Origin of the sequence: Mycobacterium sp., from assembly GCF_049683355.1 — a bacterium.
In the GTDB taxonomy this organism is placed as follows: domain Bacteria; phylum Actinomycetota; class Actinomycetes; order Mycobacteriales; family Mycobacteriaceae; genus Mycobacterium.
Genome location: NZ_JBAUJB010000466.1, coordinates 1 through 21753, shown reverse-complemented (window position 1 = coordinate 21753; position 21753 = coordinate 1). Strand labels below are relative to the sequence as shown.

At 67.5% G+C, this 21753-nt stretch carries 21 protein-coding genes and 3 tRNA genes; 3 read left to right on the top strand and 21 right to left on the bottom strand.

Going from position 1 to position 21753, the window contains the following annotated elements; genetic code table 11:
* Nucleotides 1–82: 82 nt before the first annotated feature.
* From WA944_RS26420 to WA944_RS26410, 3 genes are all read right to left on the bottom strand, one after another.
* Nucleotides 83–153: transfer RNA gene (locus WA944_RS26420), tRNA-Cys, on the bottom strand.
* 27 nt (nt 154–180) lie between these two features.
* Nucleotides 181–253, bottom strand: a tRNA-Gly gene (locus tag WA944_RS26415).
* Nucleotides 254–346: 93 nt separating this feature from the next.
* The gene (locus WA944_RS26410) at nt 347–754 is read right to left on the bottom strand and encodes a DUF6636 domain-containing protein (protein ID WP_526375476.1); all 408 of its coding nucleotides are present in this window, start codon (nt 752–754) and stop codon (nt 347–349) included.
* A gap of 191 nt (nt 755–945) precedes the next feature.
* Here WA944_RS26410 and WA944_RS26405 point away from each other — a divergent pair.
* Nucleotides 946–1020, top strand: a tRNA-Val gene (locus WA944_RS26405).
* A 46-nt stretch (nt 1021–1066) separates the two neighbouring features.
* Here WA944_RS26405 and WA944_RS26400 read toward each other — a convergent pair.
* The 13 genes from WA944_RS26400 to WA944_RS26340 all read right to left on the bottom strand — a co-directional run bounded on the left by WA944_RS26400 (nt 1067) and on the right by WA944_RS26340 (nt 15180).
* A complete protein-coding gene (locus WA944_RS26400; RefSeq protein WP_526375474.1) occupies nt 1067–2605 on the bottom strand; it encodes a fused MFS/spermidine synthase in 1539 nt (512 codons plus the stop codon).
* A gap of 54 nt (nt 2606–2659) precedes the next feature.
* Nucleotides 2660–3031, bottom strand: coding sequence for a VOC family protein (locus WA944_RS26395; RefSeq protein ID WP_526375472.1), 372 nt, complete (start codon nt 3029–3031; stop codon nt 2660–2662).
* Nucleotides 3032–3088: 57 nt separating this feature from the next.
* On the bottom strand, nt 3089–5215 hold the full coding sequence (locus tag WA944_RS26390) for an acyltransferase family protein (RefSeq protein WP_526375478.1): 2127 nt from the start codon (nt 5213–5215) through the stop codon (nt 3089–3091).
* A 79-nt stretch (nt 5216–5294) separates the two neighbouring features.
* Complete coding sequence (locus WA944_RS26385) at nt 5295–6410, bottom strand: sulfate/molybdate ABC transporter ATP-binding protein (RefSeq protein WP_526610163.1); 1116 nt, start codon at nt 6408–6410, stop codon at nt 5295–5297.
* Nucleotides 6407–7219, bottom strand: coding sequence for an ABC transporter permease (locus WA944_RS26380; protein WP_526374486.1), 813 nt, complete (start codon nt 7217–7219; stop codon nt 6407–6409). The genes WA944_RS26385 and WA944_RS26380 overlap by 4 nt, the downstream gene beginning before the upstream one ends.
* Nucleotides 7216–7971 (bottom strand): molybdate ABC transporter substrate-binding protein, encoded by a 756-nt coding sequence (modA, locus tag WA944_RS26375; RefSeq protein ID WP_526374484.1) that lies wholly within the window; start codon nt 7969–7971, stop codon nt 7216–7218. The genes WA944_RS26380 and modA overlap by 4 nt, the downstream gene beginning before the upstream one ends.
* The gene (locus tag WA944_RS26370; RefSeq protein WP_526374490.1) at nt 7968–8372 is read right to left on the bottom strand and encodes a TOBE domain-containing protein; all 405 of its coding nucleotides are present in this window, start codon (nt 8370–8372) and stop codon (nt 7968–7970) included. The genes modA and WA944_RS26370 overlap by 4 nt, the downstream gene beginning before the upstream one ends.
* Nucleotides 8373–8452: 80 nt before the next feature.
* A complete protein-coding gene (locus tag WA944_RS26365; protein ID WP_526374483.1) occupies nt 8453–9727 on the bottom strand; it encodes a DUF4032 domain-containing protein in 1275 nt (424 codons plus the stop codon).
* A 19-nt stretch (nt 9728–9746) separates the two neighbouring features.
* Complete coding sequence (locus tag WA944_RS26360) at nt 9747–10976, bottom strand: ABC transporter ATP-binding protein (protein ID WP_526374481.1); 1230 nt, start codon at nt 10974–10976, stop codon at nt 9747–9749.
* Nucleotides 10977–10979: 3 nt separating this feature from the next.
* Nucleotides 10980–11807 (bottom strand): carbohydrate ABC transporter permease, encoded by an 828-nt coding sequence (locus WA944_RS26355; RefSeq protein WP_526374479.1) that lies wholly within the window; start codon nt 11805–11807, stop codon nt 10980–10982.
* Entirely contained in the window at nt 11804–12736 is a 933-nt protein-coding gene (locus WA944_RS26350; RefSeq protein WP_526374477.1) for a carbohydrate ABC transporter permease, read from the bottom strand. The genes WA944_RS26355 and WA944_RS26350 overlap by 4 nt, the downstream gene beginning before the upstream one ends.
* Nucleotides 12733–14043, bottom strand: coding sequence for an extracellular solute-binding protein (locus tag WA944_RS26345; protein ID WP_526374475.1), 1311 nt, complete (start codon nt 14041–14043; stop codon nt 12733–12735). The genes WA944_RS26350 and WA944_RS26345 overlap by 4 nt, the downstream gene beginning before the upstream one ends.
* 114 nt (nt 14044–14157) lie before the next feature.
* Nucleotides 14158–15180: a LacI family DNA-binding transcriptional regulator gene (locus WA944_RS26340; protein WP_526374473.1), complete on the bottom strand. Its 1023-nt coding sequence runs from the start codon at nt 15178–15180 to the stop codon at nt 14158–14160.
* Nucleotides 15181–15297: 117 nt separating this feature from the next.
* Between WA944_RS26340 and WA944_RS26335 the strand changes: the two genes are divergently transcribed.
* Complete coding sequence (locus WA944_RS26335; protein WP_526374471.1) at nt 15298–16959, top strand: glycoside hydrolase family 13 protein; 1662 nt, start codon at nt 15298–15300, stop codon at nt 16957–16959.
* Nucleotides 16960–17045: 86 nt separating this feature from the next.
* Nucleotides 17046–18038 carry an Acg family FMN-binding oxidoreductase gene (locus WA944_RS26330; RefSeq protein WP_526374469.1) on the top strand — a complete coding sequence of 331 codons (993 nt, stop codon included), beginning with the start codon at nt 17046–17048 and terminating at the stop codon, nt 18036–18038.
* 12 nt (nt 18039–18050) lie between these two features.
* On the opposite strand, the gene dosR is transcribed toward WA944_RS26330, so the two are convergent.
* From dosR to WA944_RS26305, 5 genes are all read right to left on the bottom strand, one after another.
* A complete protein-coding gene (gene dosR / locus WA944_RS26325) occupies nt 18051–18710 on the bottom strand; it encodes a hypoxia response regulator transcription factor DosR/DevR (RefSeq protein WP_526374467.1) in 660 nt (219 codons plus the stop codon).
* A gap of 30 nt (nt 18711–18740) precedes the next feature.
* Nucleotides 18741–19559, bottom strand: coding sequence for a universal stress protein (locus WA944_RS26320; protein WP_526610158.1), 819 nt, complete (start codon nt 19557–19559; stop codon nt 18741–18743).
* Nucleotides 19559–20548 carry an Acg family FMN-binding oxidoreductase gene (locus WA944_RS26315; RefSeq protein WP_526371755.1) on the bottom strand — a complete coding sequence of 330 codons (990 nt, stop codon included), beginning with the start codon at nt 20546–20548 and terminating at the stop codon, nt 19559–19561. Before WA944_RS26315 ends, WA944_RS26320 begins: the two co-directional genes overlap by 1 nt.
* A 145-nt stretch (nt 20549–20693) precedes the next feature.
* Nucleotides 20694–21401, bottom strand: coding sequence for a GAF and ANTAR domain-containing protein (locus tag WA944_RS26310; protein WP_526371762.1), 708 nt, complete (start codon nt 21399–21401; stop codon nt 20694–20696).
* A gap of 111 nt (nt 21402–21512) precedes the next feature.
* Nucleotides 21513–21753 (bottom strand): DUF1990 family protein (locus tag WA944_RS26305; protein ID WP_526647499.1); only part of this gene is annotated, 241 nt, incomplete at its 5' end.

The window sequence follows — 21753 nt, the reverse complement described above, 5'->3', positions numbered from 1 at the left end:
CGATACTGGGATTGAACCAGTGACCTCTTCCGTGTCAGGGAAGCGCTCTCCCGCTGAGCTAATCGCGCCGGTACATACTCGGAGGTGGAGACGGGAATCGAACCCGTGTGCACGGCTTTGCAGGCCGCTGCCTCACCACTCGGCCACTCCACCGCTGGGGTTGATGCCACTGCACCTTCGAGCGGACGACGGGATTCGAACCCGCGACCCCAACCTTGGCAAGGTTGTGCGCTACCAACTGCGCCACGTCCGCGCGCCACGGGCGAGATCGTCGCCCGTCGCGAAGCAGAACGATAGTCCACCCAGTCAGGGGTACACAAATCCCTCGCTGCACGCGCGTCGACGATCAGAACAGGGTGTAGGCCTGCTGCGACAACGTGAATCCGTGGCCGTCGGAATTCGAGCACCTCATTCCCGACGGTTCGCTGTTGCAGCTCATGCCGCCCCCGGCCTGGAATTGGCCGTAATCGAGGACAGGGCCACTGCCCAGCGCGGTGTCACCGGCACAGACGAAGCTGGCGGGGCCGTAGGGGCCGAGGGAGATGCCCTGCCCGTAGTCGGTGAAGTCCGGGCAGTCGGACGGGCGTGAGGGAGGCGACCAGTCCCGGGTGGCGATGTCACAGCGCAGCAGGTCCTCGGCCAGGATGCAGCCGATGTTGCCGCTCGGGGAGGTGAACCCCACGACGTCGGCCGAGGCCGTGGGGGCGCTGAACAATGCGGCTACCGTCGCTGCGGCGAGCACCAGAGGCTTCATCGGTCGTTGCTCCTGCCAGAAGGACTGTCTGCGAATAGAGTTGCGACGCTTGCCGTAGTGCGCCTGCTTCCCGGACACTACCGGTGAAATGCCTGATGGGCGCGGTGTTGCCGGAGATTGCCACCTGACGGATTCCGGGTTCGAGCGCACTGCGTGTTAGTCTTCTGCCTCGTTCGATTCGTTCGAGTTCCGGTCTCGTAGCTCAGTGGGAGAGCGTCCGCCTCACACGCGGAAGGTCGCTGGTTCGATACCAGCCGGGACCACCACCAGTCGCCACAGCCTGATGGTCCACTTCTGTCGGCGAAGCGTAATTCACCGCCCGGCCCCGAACGGCTCGAGTAGCTGGTCGACGGGGGCGTGGTCATCGGTCAGAACCTGCGCCGATCCGATCCAGTCGTGCATCTGGACACCGGCGATCGTCGTCCACCCGATGGCCTGCACGTCGAGCCCGTCCCCAATGGCCTGTAGGTCGATTGCCCGGTCGGCGGCGACGACCACGAAGTTGCCGCCGCGCGCGGAAGTCGGGTCCGTGCTCAGATCGGCGGGTTCGCCCAGCACCGAGACATGGTCGAATACCTCTGTCGCAGTGGCAACTTCGGCGCGGACGAACTCCAGTTCGCCGTGATCGATCAGGTTCGCGACGTAAACACCGCGGTGGGTGAGCACCCGCCGTACCTCGGTCAACGCCTCCATCGTCGTCAGATGCCAGGGCACACTGACGCCACCGAACGCGTCGCCGACGATCAGGTCTCGGCTGTCGGAGGCGAGTCGCTCGAGGCCGAGTCGGCCGTCTTCGACCCGGATGTTGATCCCGGTGCCCGCCAGGTCGCCGAATTCGTCGCGGTCGAGCCCGACCACTCCGCCGTCGATCTCCGAGACCAGGCTGTCGGTTCCGGGCCGGACACTGGCGAGGTAGCGGGGAACGGTGAGTCCGCCGCCGCCGATGTGGTACGCCGCGAGCGGTCCCGGATCCGGGAACATGGCCTCGACCGCTGCGGCGATGGCGCGGACGTAGTCGAACTCCAAGACGGTGGGATCGGCGGTGTCGACATAGGAGTGGCGTAGTCCGTCGAGCATCAGGATGCGTCCGCTGTCCCGGTCCGGGTCGGCGACGACCTGGGCGCAGTGGTACTTGGTTTCGGCGTCGCAGCCCCCGGGTGCGACGGTGCTGGCGAGCGCGCCGACCAGCAACGCAACGACCAGCGCGGCGGCTCGGGACCGGACCCACCCCTTCGTCCGCCACTCGACTGCGGCGGCACCGGTCACCAGCAGGACTCCCAGCCCCACGAGGATGGCGCTGACCGGCAGGCGCGAGATCAACACGAATCCGGTGACGACGGTGCCGGCGATGGCGCCCACCGTGCCCACACCCGACAGCTTGCCGACAACCGTCCCCGTCTCGGCGAGGTTGGACAGCCGGATTTTTGTCACCACCGGCGTGACCGCCGAAAGCAAGGCGCCCGGCACCAGAATGGCCAGGGACGCAACCAGGATGAGCAGCGGCGGTGCCCACTCCGCCGCCATCCGCACCAGCGCCGGGCTGAGCGCCACGACAACCCCCGAGACAGCCAGTGCCGGCGCGATGAGCCGGCGCGGATCGACGCTGTCGGCGACCCGTCCGCCGGCCCATGAACCGAGGGCGATCGCGGCCAGCGCGATGCCGATCACCAGGGTGCTCGTCTCGAGTGTGAGGCCGAGGTAGGGGGCCAGCAGTCGCAGCGCGGCGATCTCGACGACCAGCACCGCCGCGGACGACGCGAACACCAGCACCGCCGCGGTACGGGGGCCCATGGCCGCAACGGGCGGTGCAGGGACCTGCTCCTCGGAAGGCGACGGCGGCGGTTCTGTCACATGCTCAATCCTGCCAAGAGGACCGGAGCGCTTCGACGGTGGCAGCTGGAACGCTCAGCTGTCCGGGATGTTGAACACCAAGCAGAACGTGTGCCCGGCAGGGTCGCGGAACACCCGGAAGTCGTCCTCGCCCTCGGCGTCGGTCACCCGGGTGGCACCCAGCGCGAGCACGTCGCGTTCGGCCTGGTCGACGTCGTCGACCTCGATGTCGAGATGGAACTGTTGAGAGCCACGCGGGTCTGGGAACTTCGGCGGCTCGTGGTCGGGTGAGAGCTGAAACGCCAGTCGGTGACCAGCCGGGTCTTCGAGCGTCACCCAGGTTTCGTCCTCGGCGGTCACGCTGCCGCCTATCACCTCGACCCAGAACTCGGCGAGTCCCCTGGGGTTCGTGCAGTCGACGACAACGGTGCGCAACGTTCCGATCATGACCTCCACATTGCCGGGAATGCGGACCGCGAAACAGTGGCGCTGCCCCTCGGGCCGTCACCACCACCCGGTCGCCACGGCGATCTGGCGATCGAGCTCGTCGGCCAGAGTGCGCATATAGGTGGCGGACAGGTGGTGGGCGTCGTGATACACCAGTATGTTTCCCTCGACGACCCGGCACTGTTCGGCGTTGCACACCGCATCGCTGAGATCGAGAGGATGCAGCAGCGGATACTGCGCGGCCAGCGCCAGCGTCGGGTTGACCTCGGCCAGACCGGCGGAGCGCGGCACACCGCAGCTGACGGCGGTGCCGCCGCGCGACAGGCAATCGGCCGGGTCGCGCAGCCTGCCGTTGCGGATCAGCCAGGGGGTGTCCCGGATGCCGAGAATGCGGATTCCATTGGCAGAGAGCATGTCCCAGATACCCAGGTAACCCTCGGGAACCACATCGCCGGGGCCGTCGAGATTGGGCCGCGTTGTGGTCGTGAACACGAAGTCGGGGCGGTCGCCGATCAGCTTGGCAGTCGCCTTCTTGCTCCAGTGGTGGCACTGCGGATACGACTTGTCGGAGATGGCGATCGTCGGCGCCAACTCCGTGGTCAGCGCACATCCCATCTTCAGATAGGTGACCACCCGGAAATGGTGCCGGACTCCCAGCAGGTGCAGGGCGGTGATCCAGTGTTCGGCGTGCGAGCCGCCGGCCAGTGCGATGGTGCGGGTGGCGTCCGGGTCGCCGTAGATGCAGTTGACGATTGCGGGGTTGAGGAAGTCACTGATGCATCCGTCGGTGGTACTTGCCGGCACGTCGTCGTCGGCTTCCAGCGCGGTGGGCCGCATCGGCAGATGGGGAACCCGCACCCCGTCGATCAGGGCCCGCGCTCCCGGATAGTCCCGCACCGGCAGGTTCGCGAGTTCGTGTCCGTTCGCCCGCTGCAGGACGACGTGTTCCCGCCAGCCGAACGAGGTCACCGTCAGCGCCACCGCCACCAGGGCCACCGCCGACCCGAGGGCCAGCGTCGGCCGCAGCAGCCGACCCCACAGTGGCGCCGCCAGATTCGGCGTTGCGGTCTGCGAGCGTGGATAGCGCAGCGGATTCTCGACGAACTGGGTGGTCAGATACGCCAGCAGAGCGGAAACGCCCAGCACGGCAAGCCCTTCGAGGAACCCCACACCGTTTCTGCCGGTGTGCACCAGCCAGAAGATCAGCACCGGCCAGTGCCAGAGGTACAGCGAGTACGCGACTGCGCCCAGCATCAGGAACGGGCGCGCGGACAGCATCCGCAGCGGCAGCACCGGCGTTCCGGTGCGAGCCGAACCCGCGGCGATCACCAACAGCGTCGCTCCGACGGGAACCAGCGCCCACGGACCCGGGAACTGCTGCGCTCCGTCGATCACCGCACCGCAGGACAGGATCGCCGCGATCCCGGCCGTCGCCGCCGCCGTGCGCGCCCACAACGGCAGCGTCAGCCGCGACAGGAACAGCGCGGCGAGCACCCCGACCAGCAGTTCCCATGCACGGGCGAAGCTGTTGTAGTAGGCCGCGGCCTGGTTCTCGGAGCCGAGGACGATCGCGAACACGAACGACGCGACGGTCAGGGCGGCCAGGAGGACGGCGAGCACGGGTTTCAGGCGTGCACCGAGCATCGGCCGCAACACGTAGGTGAACAGCAGCGTCAGCGCCAGCAGGGCGATGTAGAACTGCCCTTGCACCGACATCGACCAGATGTGCTGCAGCGGGCTGATGGCCTCACCCGCGCGCAGATAGTCCGAGGACGAGATGGCCAGATACCAGTTCTGGTAGTAGCCGAGGCTGGCCAGGCTCTGGTCGGCGAAGGCCTCCCAGCGGGTCTCCGGCTGCACGACCACGGTCAGCACGGCCGACACACCGAGGACGACGACGAGCGCGGGAAGCAGGCGCCGGGCCAGGCGCCGGATATGCGGCAGCGGCGACAACGACGAGCCGGGTGTCAGTGCGCCGCGCAGCACCATGCCCCCGAAGAAGTATCCGGACAGCACCAGAAAGACGTCGACACCGCCGGACACCCGCCCGAACCAGATGTGGAACACCGCCACCAGCGCGATCGCCAGACCCCGGAGCCCGTCGAGATCGTCGCGGCGGCCACCGGCAGGCGTCGATAGCTGCGGGGCGGCCGTCACGGGGGACGCCACCGCTTCGCGCACCATGCCGGACACGCTCACCGCCTCACTGACCAGGGACTACACAACCGTGGCCTGGGTACACCGGGCGCACGTGGTCAGTAATTTACCTAGTGGGGACGCCTGATGCCGCCTCGGCTGCGTTCGCCGGCAGCGCGGAGTGCAATCCCACCTCCTGGGTTTTCACCACGAAGTACACCGTCTGACCTGGCTGAAGGTCCAGGTCGGCGGCCGATGCCGCGGTGATGTCCGCGGCCAACCCGGTGCCGCCGTCGGGCTGATCGGCACCACGAACCCGGACGGTTGTGCCGTGGACGTCGAGTTCGGCGATCGTCACCGCAAGGGCGTTGCGGGGGCTGCCCTGTGGCAGGGAAAGGTGCACCGCCACCGCGCTCGGCCGGAACAGCGCGATGGCCGCGGCGCCCGGCGTGACGGTGCCGCTCCCGGAGATGTCGGTACCCCAAGCGGTTCGCAGCGCGCCCGACCGGGACATGACGCCGGGAATCAGGTTGATGCCTGCGATGCGGGCGCCGAAGTCGCTTCGGGGGGCGGAGAGCACCCTGCGGACCGGTCCGGTCTCGACCACCCGTCCGTCCTCGACGACGGCGACCTTGTCGGCGATGGCGAGGGCGTCGAGCAGGTCGTGGGTGACGATGATCGCGGTGCGGCGGCCGTCGCGCAGGACCTCGCGCAGTAGCCGCCGCAACGCCGGAGCGGCGGTGACGTCGAGAGCCGCCATCGGTTCGTCGAGCAGGAGCAGTCGGGGGTCGGCCGCCAGGGCGCGGGCCACCGCGATGCGTTGCGCCTGACCTCCTGACAGCTGCGCGGGCCGCCGGTCGGCCAAATCCACGGCGTCGACGGCCTCCAGCCAGTGCTGCACCGCACGCCGTGTGGCCGAACGGGACTCGCCACGGCAGCGCAGCGGATAACCGACGTTGGCGGCGACGCTCATGTGCGGGAACAGCATCGCCTGTTGCGACAGCATGGTGACCCCGCGGGAGTGGGCGGGCACGAAGGTCCCGGTGCTGGTGTCGGTCACCACGGTGCCGCCGAGTTCGATCCGACCTCGGTCGGGCCGCAGCAGCCCGGCGATCATCAGCAGCAGGGTGGACTTGCCGACGCCGTTGGGGCCCAACACCGCGAGCACCTCACCGTCGTCGAGCGTCAGGTCGAAATCGACGCCCCGCCGCTGCAGGCCGGCCTGGACATGCACGCCGCTCACAACGACCCCGTCAGCCGGCGACCGGCCGACGCGAGGACGATGACTGCGGCCACCGCGATCAGCAGCAGCGACAGTGCGACGGCGGCGTCGGCGTCGGTCTCGCGTTGCAGGTAGATCTCGAGAGGCAGCGTCCGGGTGACGCCCTGCAGTGAGCCGGCGAATGTCAGCGTTGCCCCGAATTCACCCAGTGAGCGGGCGAATGCCAGCACTGCGCCCGACACCAACCCGGGGAGCACCAGCGGCAGGGTCACAGTGCGCAACACCGTGGTGGGGCGGGCCCCCAGCGTGGCGGCGATGTTGTCGTAGCCCGAACCTGCCGAGCGCAGCGCCCCTTCCAAGCTGACGACCAGAAAAGGCAGCGACACGAAGGACTGGGCCAGCACCACCGCGGTGGTGGAGAAGGCGATCTGGATTCCGAGGACTTCCAGGTGCTGCCCGATCAGCCCCTGCCGGCCGAAGGTGTACAGCAGGGCGATGCCGCCGACCACCGGCGGCAGCACCAGCGGCAGCAGCACCAGGGCGCGCAGCACCGCCTGGCCGCGCAATCGGCCACGGGCCAACACAAGCGCCATCGGAACTCCGACGAGCACGCACACCACGGTGCTCGCCGTCGCCGTCTTCAAGCTCAGAATCAGTGCGGCCCGCGAGGATTCGGACGTGATCAACGGGATGAAGTGGGCCCAGTCGATCGTGAGGAGGATGGCGACCAGCGGCGTGATCACGAACACCGCGCCAGCCAGCGCAGGCACGTAGATCCATGCCGGAAGTCCGACCTGGACCAGGCCGTCTGTCCGGCGGGGCGTGGTCACGGTGCGGCGAACCCCGCCGCCGCCAGGACTTGCCGACCCTGTGGGCCGGTCACCAGGTCGATGAAGTCCTGCGCCGCTTCCGAACGCGACGAGTCGGTGAGCAGCGCGACCGGATAGTGGTTCACCGCACCCGCGGACTCGGGGAACGGGACCGAGATCACCGCGTCACCGGCGACGGCGGCGTCGGTGATGTACACCAGCCCTGCGTCCGCCTGCCCGGAGGTGACCTTGCCCAACACGTCGGTGACGGCGGACTCTTCACTCACCGGAGACAGGGTTACCCCGGTGGCTTTCTCGACCCTCTCGGTCGCCGCTCCACACGGCACCTGCGGTGCGCATACCACCAGCTGTGTTCCAGGACGGGCCAGATCGCCGAAAGAGCTGATGCCGGTCGGGTTTCCGGGCGGCGTGACGATGGTCAACGTGTTGGTGGCGAACACGGCGGGAGCACCGGACAACAGGCCCGCGTCGACCGCCTTGGTCATGTTGTTCGTGTCGGCGGAGGCGAACACGTCGGCAGGGGCGCCCTGGATGAGCTGCGCGACGAGATCGGAGGAACCGGCGAAGTTGAACGTCACCGTCGTTGCGGGGTGGTCGGTTTCGAACCGACTGCCCAGCTCGGTGAACGTGGATTTCAGTGACGCCGCGGCGAAGACGACGATCTCGTCGGAGGTGCCGCCCGGTGACGACGAACAGCCGACTCCGGTGGCCGCGGCGCACAGCACGGTGGCCAGCCCGACGGCAGCTCTCACGATCTGCCCGCCGGTGTCTCGATGATCACCGTGGTCGCCTTGACCACCGCCTCCGCGACCACGCCGGGCTCGAGGCCGAGCTGGGTTGCCGACTCGGCGCTCATCAGGGACACGACGGTGAACGGACCGCACTGCATCTGCACTTCGGCCATCACCCGGTCCGCGGTCACCTTCGTGACCAGGCCGACGAACCGGTTGCGCGCGGAGCTGCCGACACCCAGGAGGTCGGGGAGCGGTGAAGCGTGCTCGCGCGCGAACCCGGCCAGCACGCCGCCGGCGATCACCTTGCGGCCGGCTTCGTCTTTCTGCGAGGTCAGGTCGCCGGAGTCGATCCAGCGCCGCACCGTGTCGTCGCTGACCCCGAGCAGCGCAGCGGCCTCTTTGATCCGGATCGCCGGCACCATCGCACCCTCCTTCCGCAAATACACACAGAATGAGTCATTCTATCCGTATCCGCGGAACTATCGGGCTGAGGCAGGGTCTAATCGTCGTCGTCCAGCACCGAGAACGGCTCGGTCGGGGTCTCGACCACCATCAGCTGCGCGGCCGACTCCGACGGCACCACGTTGCGGGTCAGGGCCTGCAGGGCGCGTTCGGTACCCACGTCGCGGCCGGCCTGCTCGGAGAGCAACCAGCGCACCTCCAGCAGGTCGCAATACGCCTGGATCGGCGTTCCGGCACCGCCGACCGCAGCATGCGCGCGGTGCATGGTCGGCGTGGCCACCTCCATCACCCACAACTGCGCGGCGGTGCGTTCGTCGACATCGTGACCGGCCTCGCGGCAGAGCTGCCCCTGATAGGCCTGCAGATCACCGAGCAGGATGCGCGCCTGCCCTTCGCCGACGTCGAGACCGGTCAGCCGCTGCAGCTGCGTGGCGTGGTAGCGGCGGTCGCCGACCGCCACGTGCAGCCGGACCTGGTCGGTCGCCCCTGTCGGGTCATCGGCGACCGGCTGCATTGACACTTCGTCGACGGCGAAACCGAGCTCGTTGAGCCTGCGGATGGTTCCCTCCACCCGGTACCGATCGGCGAAACCGAAAGTCGGCTCGGAGTGCAGCAGCTCCCACAGCCGCTGATAGCGCGTCCTGATTTCGAGCGCTTCGTTGATGAAACCCGGCTCCAGCTCCGGCTTTTCGAGCTTCGCGGCCACATCCAACAGGCCGGCCGCGACGTTCTCCACGGTGATGTCGATGTCGTGCGTGCGCTGCCCGTCGGACAGCCGGGGGTGCACCTCGCTGGTCTCGGCGTCGACGAGGAACGCCTGCAGCACCTGGCCGTCGCGGGAGAACAGCGTGTTGGCCAGCGAACAGTCACCCCAGAAAACCCCGTGGTGGTGGAGTTCGACGAGCAGCGTGGCCATGGCGTCGAACAACCGAGCCCGGTGTTTGGGTGCGTCGGCGGGCAACCGCATGAACAGCCGCCGGTACTGCCATGATCCGACCAGGTAGCGGGTCAGCAGGATCGCGGTGTCGAAGTCCGGCTGGAACATCAGCCCCGCGGGCCGCACGGAGTTCAGGGACATCTCCTCGAGGCGGCGCAACACGTCGTACTCGCGTGCCGCTATCCGCGGGGGGAGCTCCTTGAGCGCCCACAACTCGCCGTCGGAGTCGACGAACTTGACCAGGTGCCTGCTCGGTCCCACCGCGATCTCGCGCAGTGGCACCTCCGGTGCTTTCCAGTCCGCCAGCGGACGGTCCCACGGCAGCGCGAGCAGTCCCGGACACGGTGCCCGAAGTCGCAGCTCGGGAGCCGCCATCGCAGTAGGGCTCCGCAGCTCAGCCGTTGGAGGCTGCGTGCCGCCCTCGCGATTCGGACGCAGGCTCCTCACGCGCACGCTCGGGGGTGACGCGGGTGAGGTTGTCTCCCGTCTGCGGGTCGAACAGGTGCAGCCGCTCGTCGTCGAGCCACAGGGTGGCCTTGTCGCCCGAACGCACCCGGCTCAGCGGGTCCAGCTCCACACAGATCTGCGTGCGCAGTTGCTCACTGTCGAGCTCGCTGGCGAGTTCGGCGAGCTGCCCGGAGATCTCTGCGGTGGCCTCGAAGGGCACGAACGCGTACTGCTCGTTGCCCAGCCATTCGGTCACGTCGATCTCGACATCAAAAGTGACTCCGCGCGAGCGCTTGTCGGTGTCGACGAACTCGGCATCCTCGAACGCGCCGGGACGGATCCCGGCGATGTAGACCTTCCCGTCCTCCACGACCCCGCGCCACTCGTCGCGCAGCGGGATCCTCGCGAACGGCAACTCGATCTCGTTGCCCTCCACCTTCGCGGGCACGAAGTTCATCGGGGGCGACCCGATGAAGCCGGCGACGAAGAGGTTGACCGGCTGGTCGTAGAGCTCGCGCGGGCTGGCGACCTGTTGCATGATGCCCTTTTTCAGCACCGCGACCCGGTCGCCGAGGGTCATGGCCTCGGTCTGGTCGTGGGTGACGTACACCGTTGTGACACCGAGGCGGCGCTGCAGCCGCAGGATCTCGGTGCGCATCTGGCCGCGCAGCTTGGCATCGAGGTTGCTCAACGGCTCGTCGAAGAGGAACGCGTCGGCCTGGCGCACGATCGCCCGTCCCATCGCCACCCGCTGGCGCTGGCCGCCGGACAGATTGGCCGGCTTGCGATCAAGGTGCTCACCGAGTTCGAGGGTGTCGGCTGCTTCGGTGACCAGCTTGCGGATCTCGTCGTCGGAGTGCTTGCCGGACAGCCGAAGCGGGAACGCGATGTTCTCGAAGACCGTCAGGTGCGGGTACAGCGCGTAGTTCTGGAACACCATCGCCAGGTTGCGGTCGCGTGGGGCCTTGTCGTTGACACGGGTGTCACCGATCAGCATGTCGCCGGACGTGATGTCCTCCAGGCCGACGATCATCCGCAGCAGCGTGGACTTCCCGCATCCGGACGGCCCGACGAGGATCACGAACTCGCCGTCGGCGATGTCGAGGCTGACGTCGTTGACGGCCGGGAAGCCGTCGTCGTATTTCTTGACGATGTTGCGCATCGTGATTGCTGCCATGGGTTATCCCTTCACTGCTCCGGAAGTCAGGCCGGCGACGATGCGCCGTTGGAAGACGAGGACCAAGATGACGACGGGAATCGTGACGATCACCGACGCGGCCATGATGTAGGGCACCGGCGACTCGAAGTACGACGCACCCTGGAAGAACGCCAACGCCGCCGGCACCGTGCGGGCGCTGTCGGTCGACGTCAGCGAGATGGCGAACAGGAAGTCGTTCCAGCAGAAGAAGAACGTCAGGATGGCCGTGGTGAACACCCCCGGCGCCGCCAACGGCACGATCACCTTGCGGAAGGCCTGCCACGAGGTGGCGCCGTCCACCTGCGCGGCATGCTCCATCTCCCAGGGGATCTGGCGGAAGAACGCCGACATCGTCCATATCGACAGCGGCAGAGCGAACGTCAGATACGGGATGATCAGACCCAGCCAGGTGTCGTAGATCCCGAGTCCGCGCCACATGTCGAACAGTGGGCCGACCAGAGCTGCCTGAGGGAACATCGCGATGCCCAGGGCCAGCGACAGCAACACCTTCTTGCCCCGGAACTCCAGGCGGGCGATGGCATACGCCGCGAACATCGCGATGACGACCGAGATTCCCGTGGCGATCACCGCGATGCCCATCGAGTTGATCAGCGCCCTGGTGAACAGCGGGTTGCTGAAGATCTGGGCGAAGTTGTCGAGGGTGAACGTGCTCGGCAGGAACGTCGGATTGCCCGAGACGATGTCCGAGGGTGGCTTGAAGGCCAGGCTGATCATCCACAGCATCGGCGCGAAGCTGTAGATGACGATGACGATGCCTGCGATCGTCCACCACTTGGTGCTCTTGGTCACTGGTCACCCCTGACTTGCGAGAGGTCGGTTTTGAAGATCTTGATGAAGATCCAGGCGATGAGCACCACCGACAGGAACAACAGCACCGAGACGGCCGACCCCATACCGAGATTCACCAACGTGACGTTCTGCCGATAGGCAAGGAAGGAGATCGTCTCAGTGTTGTTCGCGCCTGCGGTCATCACGTAGGGGTTGTCGAAGATCCGCCACGCGTCCAGGGTGCGGAACAGCAGCGCCACCATGATCGCGGCCTTCATGTTCGGCAGCGTGATCTTCCACAGGCGCTGCCATGCGGTGGCGCCGTCCACCTTGGCGGCCTCCTGCATGTCCTCGGGGACCTGCACCAGACCGGCCAGCAGCAGCAGCGAGATGAACGGTGTGGTCTTCCAGATCTCCGAGAGGCAGATGACGAAGATGGCCGACCACCGGTCGCCGAACCAGTCGAAACCCGACAGGTTGAACCACTGGTTGACGAACCCGGAGTCGATGGCGAAGGCGTAGCGCCAGATGAACGCCGACACGACGGTGACGATGCCGTACGGGATGAGGATCGCGGTGCGCAGCGGTCCGCGGCCCCGGACGATGCGCAGCATCACGAAGGCGAACCAGAACCCGAGCACGAGTTCCACCGCCACCGTGACCACCGTGATCGCCAGCGTGGTGACGAAGTCGTTCCACCACAGCGGGTCGGTGATGATCACCAGGTAGTTACTCAACCCGACAAAGCTGCGGCCACCAGGATCGGTGAGGCGGAAGTTGTACAGCGACAACACCAGTGCGTAGCCCAGCGGGTACGCGGTGACCAACAGCATCACCACATACGACGGAAGGGTCAGGTAGAAGCCGAGCCGGCGCTCGCCCTTGACACGCTCACTGGCTGCGCCCTTGCCGGGATCCTTCTGGATCGGGGCATCCTGAACGGCCGTCACAGCAGCCGCCTCCCCGCCAGCACGTCAGCCATGAACTCGTCTGTCCTTTCCGGTGTTTCAGCCGTCACCGAGGCCGGCGGGTGCCATGTCTTCTGAATTGCGCCCGAGATGTCGGTATAGAACGGCGTCTGGGGCCGGGGCCCGCCCTCGGCGATGGATTCGCGGATCAGGTCGGCGTTGGCGTATTCGGCGCGGATGTCCGGGTTGTCGTACGACGCCGCGTATGGCGACGGCTCGCTCTCGTCGAGCATGTACTGGGTGGCCTTCGGTTCGGCGTTGATGCACTCGACCAGAGCCAAGGCCAGATCCGGGTGCTCGGTGAACGCGCCGATGCCGAGGTTTGCGCCGCCCAGTGGCGGGGCGCTGGGGCGGTCAGCAGACACTCTGGGGTACCGGGCCCAGCCGATGTCGTCGACCACCTCTTGTGGCAGCGTGCCCTCCTCGGCTGCGCTGCGGGCCGCGGCCAGGACGTAGGGCCAGTTGACCATGAACATGCCCTGTTCGGACTGGAAGTTGGCTCGGGCCTGTTCCTCCGACGCATTCGACAGGTCGGCGGGTGCCGCGGGAGACCGTCCCAGGCTGCCGACGATCTCGGCGGCTTTCTCTCCGGCCGGGCTGGCCAGCGAGGGCTTGGCGTCGCGGCCTGCCTCGACGTCCTCCAACAGCGCACCACCGCCGGAGAGCACCAGCGCGTTGATCAACACCGTGTAACCCTCGTAGCGCTGCGCCTGAACGGCGACCTTCTTCTGTTGGCCGACAGCTGCTTTGAGCATCTCGTCCCACGTGAACGTCGGTGAGGCGGGATCGACCCCGGCGGCGGCCGCGGCGGACTTGCGGTACCAGAGTAATTGGGCGTTGGACTTGTAGGGCGCCCCGTAGAGCGTGTCCTTCCACATACCCGTCTCGATGGGGGCGGGCAGCATTCCGGCGGTGAGCCGGCTGGCCTCCTCGCCGGTGTACGGACGAAGGAAGCCGGCGTTGGCGAATTCGGCGGTGAACACCACGTCCATGCTCACCAGATCAATGGAGGAATCACCGGCGGCCAGGCGGCGAACCATCTGCTCGCGCTGGGCGGTGGCGGTGCTGGGCAGCGACTCGATACGCACCTGGTAGGCGCCCCCTGAGGCGTCCGCGCATTCCTGGGCCCGCGCCACGGAGCCACCGTTGTCGGGCAGGATGTACCACGTCAATGTCGGCGGGCCTCCCTGACTGCCGCACCCGGACAACAGTGTTGCCGCCACCAGAGGCGCGCTGGCCAGGGCGATTGCCCGACGGCGTCGCCCCCGGGCGAACTGAATTCTCTTCATCACGTCCTCGTCCAAGAAGCCTGCAACGACGCCCGAGTCCGGATGAGGGCCAGGGCAGCACATTCGGTACGCGACGAGTGTGTCACAGTTCACAACGTTGATGGGACAGTGGTCTCAACGCGGCGGGGCGGTGGATCCGCGGACGACCAGCCGGGTAGGGAGCGTCGTCACCTCCGCAGGCGCCTGCACGGCGTCGGGATCGAGGTGTGCGAGCACCTGACGCGCTGCGATCTGCCCCTGTTGGCAGACCGGTTGCGCGACCGTCGTCAGGTCGCTCAGGTCAGCCGACGGGTGGTCATCGACCCCGATCACCGAGATTTGGTGCGGGACAGAGATTCCTGATCTCCGCAGGGTGCGCAGCGCGCCCAGCGCGATCTCGTCGGAGTGGCAGAAGACCGCGGAGGGCAGCTCCGGGCGGCTCAGCAGGGTTTCCATGCCCCGCGCCCCGCCGTCGATACCCCATTCCACGGTCACCACGGTCGAGTCGCCCAAGCCAGCCTCGCTGACCACCCGGTGAAACCCGCGGATCCGGGCCTCGTTGGTGGCCCAGGGGATTCCCTCGTCGTCGCCGGCCTGGATCATCGCGATGTCGCGGTGGCCGATGCGCAGCAGGTGCCCGACGGCTTGTTGTGCGGCCAGCTCGTCGTCGATGCCGACCCACGGCTGACCGTCGTGGGGGTGGTGCCCGCCGACGAATACCGTGGGAAGTCCCAGCTGGGTGAGCCGGGTGCGCTCGCGGGTGGTCAACGGGACGGAGACGACGACCACCGCGTCGACCTTGCGGCGCAACGGAAGTGCTTCGAAGAACCGGTGGCGCGCCGGATGATCGGGCAGCGCGCAGAGCACCAGATCCACCCCCACCGCGTCGAATTCGCCGGCGATCCCGGCGAGCACGGTCGAGTAGAACCACGCGTCGACACGGGGCACCACGACGCCGACGCGGCCCGTGGGCCCGCCGGACAGTCGTGACGCTTCGGGCGAGACCACATAGGCCAGTTCGCGCGCCGCCGTGAGGATTCGCTCCCGAGTGGCGGGGGAGACGCCGCTCTCGCCCCGAAGCGCCCGCGACACCGAGGCGATCGAGACGCCGGACCGCTGTGCGACGTCGGTCATGTTGACCGCTTGTTTCGGGATCATCGCACCCGACGATAGCGCAACGTAAGTACTTACGTATCCGCGGTGCCGATTGACAATATAGGCGTCGATCGGGACGCTAGAGACGTAAACGCTTACGCAAGGAACCCGAGGAGAACCGTGCCCGTCGCAGTCCCGTCGTGGTGGCAGACCGCCGTCGTCTACCAGGTCTACATCCGCAGCTTCGCCGACGGCAACGGCGACGGCATCGGTGATGTCGCCGGGATGCGCGCTCGGCTGCCCTACCTGTCGCAGTTGGGTGTCGATGCCATCTGGATCAATCCCTGGTATCCCTCACCGATGGCCGACGCGGGCTACGACGTCGCCGACTACCGCGACATCGAACCTTCCTACGGCACGTTGGACGAGGCGCAGGCGCTGATCGCCGAGGCGCATGCGCTGGGGCTGCGGGTGCTGCTCGACATCGTGCCCAACCACACCTCCGATGAGCATGCGTGGTTCCGTGCGGCGCTCGCCGATGAACCCGGCGCCCGGCAGCGCTACCATTTTCGGCCCGGTCGGGGTACCGCCGGCGATCTGCCGCCCAACAACTGGCAGAGCGTGTTCGGTGGGCCGGCATGGACACGAATCGGCGACGATCCGGGCTCCCTGTGGTACCTGCATCTGTTCGCCCCCGGCCAGCCCGACCTCAACTGGGACAACGACGAGGTTCGTCGCGAATTCGAGGACATCCTGGCGTTCTGGTTCGACCGCGGCGTCGACGGCTTCCGCATCGACGTGGCGCACGGCTTGGTCAAAGAACCGGGGCTGCCCGACGAGGGTGGCGTCGCCGACACCTCGCAGACCCTCGTCGAGCACCGCGAGGGACACCCCGCCTGGGACCAGGACGGCGTGCACGACGTCTACCGGGGATGGCGGTCGGTGGCCGAACGCTTTGCGCCGGAGCGGATCTTCATCGCCGAAGCCTGGGTTCCCAGCAATGAGCGGCTGGCCCGCTACCTGCGGCCTGACGAGCTGCACACCGCCTTCCAGTTCGACTTCCTGCGCGCGCCGTGGCGGGCCGAGTTGCTACGTGCTGTCGTCGACGACGCCATCGCCGCCGCGGCCACGGTCGGTGCCCCGCCGACCTGGGTGCTGTCCAACCACGATGTGACCCGAACGGTGACGCGGTTCTCCCGCTCGCAGCCCACACACCTGGTCGGAACGGACTGGGAGCGCGGGCGGTGGGGTGATGAGGATCCTGACCACGTCCTGGGGCGCAGACGTGCCCGCGCGGCGGCCCTGCTGCAACTTGCCCTGCCCGGCACCGCGTACGTGTACCAGGGTGAAGAGCTGGCGCTCGAGGAGATCGAGGACCTGCCCGACGAGGTGCGCCAGGATCCGACCTGGGCCCAGTCCGGTTTCACCGACGTCGGCCGTGACGGGTGCCGAATCCCGTTGCCGTGGACCGAGACATCGGTGCCCTACGGATTCGCGACCGCCGAGGGCGCCGCGACGTGGCTGCCCCAGCCGGCGCACTGGGCAGAGCACAGCGTCGAGGCGCAGGACCGTGATCCTGACTCCACGCTCAACCTGTACCGCGCGGCACTGCGGTTGCGCCACTCGCTGTGGCGCGATGCCGGCGACGTCAAGTGGCTGAACGTCGCCCCACAGGTGGCGGCGTTCGAACGTGGTGGCGCCCAGTGCTGGGTCAACACCGGTGACACCGACGCCCGGTTGCCGGAGGTGGCAACGGTGGTGCTGTCGTCAGCGCCGGGCGTCGACCGGGTATTGCCCCCGGACGCGGCTGTGTGGCTGACGTTTGCCGAGCCATGCCAATAGGAAGCTGATCAGAGGTCTTTGTGCCCTCTTGCTGACTGCGTCGGTGGCGCACCCTGGATGCACACCAACTTCGAAGGGGTGGCGCGATGAGCGGTCACTTTGCCGACCTCGACACCATCCGGTCTGCGTTGTCGCTGGCGGGCCGTGCTCCGTCGGTGCACAACTCCCAGCCGTGGCAGTGGCGGCTGGGTCATGACAGCCTGCACCTTTACGCGAACCGCGAACTGCTGCTGCCTCACACCGATCCCGATGCCCGGGATCTCATGCTCAGCTGCGGGGCTGCGTTGAATCACTGTGTGGTGGCGTTGGCCGCACTGGGCTGGCAGACCAAAGTCCATCGGTTTCCCCACCCGGACGAGCCCGACCACCTCGCCGCCCTGCAGATGCATCCCTATCCACCCGCCGATCTCGACGTGGCGCTGGCTGCGGCGATTCCGCGCCGTCGCACCGACCGGCGCCACTACAGCCCCTGGCCGGTACCACGGGGAGACGTCGCGCTGATGGGTGCGCGGGCGGCCCGGGCCGGGGTGATACTGCGTCGGGTCGATGATCTCGACGGACTCAAGAGGGTGGTGAACCAGGCCGCGTTCCAGCACGGCACCGACAAGGAATACCTTGCCGAATTGGCCACCTGGAGTGGTCGTTACGCCTCGACGGCCGGGGTGCCGGCAAAAAGTGTGCCCGGGTCGGACGGAACTGGACCGATTCCGACGCGGACGTTCGCCGGCGGTGTGCTGGAACAGGCCCCCAACACCGAGCCCGAGGACGAACACGCCGTCGTCGTTGCGCTCGGCACGGTCGACGACGAACCGTTGTCCCGGTTGCGTGCCGGTGAGGCGACCAGCGTTGTGCTGCTGACGGCCACGGCGCTGGGTTTGGCGAGCTGCCCGATCACCGAGCCGTTGGAGATCGCCGAGACACGGGAAGTGCTGCGCAGCGACGTCTTCGGCGCCGAAGGACATCCACAGATGCTGCTTCGGATCGGGTGGGCTCCGGTCAACGCTGATCCGTTGCCTGCGACGCCGCGCCGCGCACTGTCGGAGGTCGTTGCGCGACTCGATGGCTCGCCGCTGCCGTGAGCCGGTGACCTCTCAGGCCGGCCCCCCGGAACCCGGGTGGTACTGCCGGTCGAGCCTGGACACGAACACCGCCGCCTGGGTGCGACGTTCCATCCCGAGTTTGGCCAGCAGTCGCGAGACGTAGTTCTTGACCGTCTTCTCCGCGAGGAACATCCGCGCAGCGATCTGTTTGTTGGTCAGACCCTCACCGAGCAGGTCGAGGAGCACCCGCTCCTGGTCGGTCAGACCGGAAAGAGGATCGGAGCGATCACCCTCCCCGCGGAGCCTGGCCATCAACGCGGCCGCCGCACGGTTGTCGAGAAGGGATCGTCCGGCGCCGACCTCCTTGATCGCCTTGGCCAGTTCCATACCCTTGATGTCTTTGACCACGTACCCGCTGGCCCCGGCCAGGATCGCATCGAGCATGGCTTCATCCGAGGTGAACGAGGTGAGCATCAGGCAGCGCAATTCGGGCAGCCGGGAGAGCAGATCGCGGCACAGTTCGATGCCGTTGCCGTCAGGCAGTCGAACGTCGAGGACGGCGACGTCGGGTTGCAGCGCCGGGATCCGTGTCAGCGCTTCACCCACCGAACCGGCTTCCCCGACGACATCGAGTTCGGGGTCGCTGTTGAGCAGGTCGATCAGGCCGCGCCTGACGACTTCGTGGTCGTCGACCAGGAAAACGGTCACCATGTTGCGATGTCACACCTCTCCGGGCACTGTTCACAGTGCATTGTGCGGTTCACAGACCAGTATCGAGCAGTCGCTGTCTCGTAGCGCGGCGTTGCCGGGCGGACCGACGAGCGCAGAGACGCCACCCGCTCGTCCGCGACCGGCGACCACGAGTTGGATCGAGTCGACGTGTGCGGCGAGGTAATCCAAGATGTCGCCCCCGCTGGGTACCGACGTGATGTCCAGATCGGGGTAGCGGTGCTGCCATTCGGCCAACCGCCGCTGGGACCGGGTGTCGGAATCGCCCCCGACGGGCGCCAGGACCCGGACTGAAGCCTGGCGCCGCCGTGCTTCATCGAGGCCGCGCTGCAGCACCGCGTCGCCCTCGGCCGCGTCGCCGATCTCGATGACCACCGCGCGGTCGGTGGCGCTGTCGTGGGGACGATGCGTCCGCACGATCGCCACCGGGCAGCGGGCGGCAGCCGACAGCGCTGCCGCCGTGGACCCGATGCGCCCGCGGGTGGCGTGCTTGAGGCCTCGCGCCCCCACACACAGCAGCACCGCGGATTGGGCCGCTCCCAGCAGCGCCTCGACCGGTCGCCCCTCGAGGATCTCCGTGTCGGCCTTGACCGGACGCTCGGTCGCCTCGACCGCAGCAAGCGCCGAGCGCACCGCGGCCTCGGCCGTTGCGACTCGGTGGGCTTGTTCGTGCACAGCGATCGTCGTCTGCTCGGTCGGTTCGATCACGTGGACCAATCGCAACGGGACACTGAGCGCGATCGCTTCGTCGATCGCCCACAGGGCGGCCTCAACCGCAGCCGCGGAGCCGTCGACGCCGACCACGACACCGGACGTTCGGCTCTGATCCATCACTCTGGCCCCCTGCGCATTTGAAGTACCTGTTCAACCGGGCGGCGCGGAGTCGGGGGAGGTGTGGCGTCCAACGACGGCGCGAGGCCCACCCGCACAAGTGCTTGCGGGATGCCGCCGCCCGGGAGGAGTGAGGCGATGATGTCGCGACCCGTCGGTACCTCGGTGATGTGGCTGAACGTGCACGTGGACAACCCCGCTGCCGCAGCATCCAGCAGGACTGCGGAAAGCACTTCACCACAGTGCAATACGCTCCTGCTGGAGTCCTCCTCGGTCGATATCGCCAGGATCTTCGACTGGTCGTGGTCGACTTCGGTACGGCGCTCGGCCTGCACGACAACGGGAAACGTTCTTCCGACATCGACGCGGTCGCTTTCGGCCGCCGAGATCAAAGAACTCCGCGGGATGCCCTCATGGGTCACGAAACCGGCAGTCCACCAGGACAACTCGGAATGGTACTCGGCGTCGTAGACACGCAGTGCCTCGACCAGATCGGAAGCCTCGGCCACGGAGCTGCGGAACTCGTCGGCGACGACGTCCACCCGGATCCCGCCGCATACCGTGTGCTCCTCGAAAGTGCCTGCCAGTTCCTCCCAGCCCGGCGGCGGACCCAGCGGGAGCCGGTCGCTGCGCCTCAGCAGGATCGCATCGGCTCGGCGCCTGTGCTGGTCCGAGACCGCCGCTGGGGTGAACTCGATCGTCGCGAGGTGCAGGGGGTCGGCCGGGTCGGGAAAGCGTTGCACCGCAGCCTCCCATCCGGAGGCGGACATCGCCACGCGGAAATGATCAAGCACGGCGCCGCAGCTGATGAGGGCTTCTCTGCCGGTCGAGTCGGCCGACCGCACCAGGCGCGCCGGGTCGGCGAACAGTTCGACGGTGTTGTCGGTGGCAATCCAGCGCCACGGCTGACTGTTGTGCAGTGAAGGTGCCCTGCAGGCCAGCTGCAGCGCGTCGACGATCACCTCGCAGCGAGGGTGTGTCGCGGGCATCGGGCCTCCGTTCGGTGCACTGCCAGCATTGCCCGAACTCAGCTGGACCCGACAGGGCCAATAGTCCTCAACCGGCGGGCGACCAGGCGTCAGCGCGCCTGCAGTGCTCAGCTGCCCGGCAACACCACTGCGCGCACTCGGCCGACTAGTCCACCGAGGACTGCGCGTCCTCGACCAGGTTGGTGGCGACCTTGATCAATGGCACGTTCGAATCCTGTGACAGCTTGCGCAACAGTTCGAAGGCCTGGACGGCGTTCACGCCGTAGCGCTCCATGATCATGCCCTTGGCCTGGCCGATGATGTCGCGGCTGGACAACGCCCGGCGGAACTGCTCGTCGCGTCGCGCCGAGTTCCATGCCACCGACGAGTGCGCCGCGAAGACCCGGCCCAGGTCACGCGAGTCGGCGGTGAAGGCGCCGGGTTGCTCGGAGAAGACGTTCAAGGCGCCGACCGTCTCGCCGGCGATGAACATCTGGAACGCCATGATCGACCGGATGGGGGTCTCGGCCAACGCATCACGGCGGTACTTCGGGAAGCGTTCGTCCTTCTCGAGGTCGACGACGTGGATGATCTTCTCGTCCCACGCCGCCGTCAGGCAGGGGCCTTCCTGATGGCGTTCCTGGATCTTGTCGAGAAGCAGCGGCCAGTGGTGCGATGCCGCCGGAGTGTCGACTTTCTTGGCACTGCGGGTCAGCGTGATCCCGGCGTACTGCGCCCCTGGGATCTCCACGGCGGCATGTTCGGCCAGCTCCGCCAACACGGTCTCGGAATCGGTGTCTGGCCTGCTGTGCAGCCCCTGCACCAGCTCAGCGACACGCAGATGCGCAGCCTCCAACCCGGCTTTATCGTTCACCGTCACCGTCCGTTTGGTATCTAGCCACCTTTTCGGTGTTCAGGCTACCTGTGACCACCGCAAACGGCCCCATGCATGACGATTTCGAGTCTGTGACCGCGCGGCGGCCGATCACAGGGCGCGGAGGTAGCGATCGGTGACACGGCGCTGCACCAGTGACGTGACCGGGGACCCCAACCGGCTCCACCACGTCGCATGCCGCGAAAACGCGATCACCTCGGCGATGACGGTGTCGGTGGCCGGGTCGTAACGGACCAGGAACAGTTCCTCACCGGATTCAGCGTGGCCGGGAAGCGTCCCGTAGGCGAAACCGCGGCGGTCGGGCTCGTCGACGACGTAGACGACCCGACAC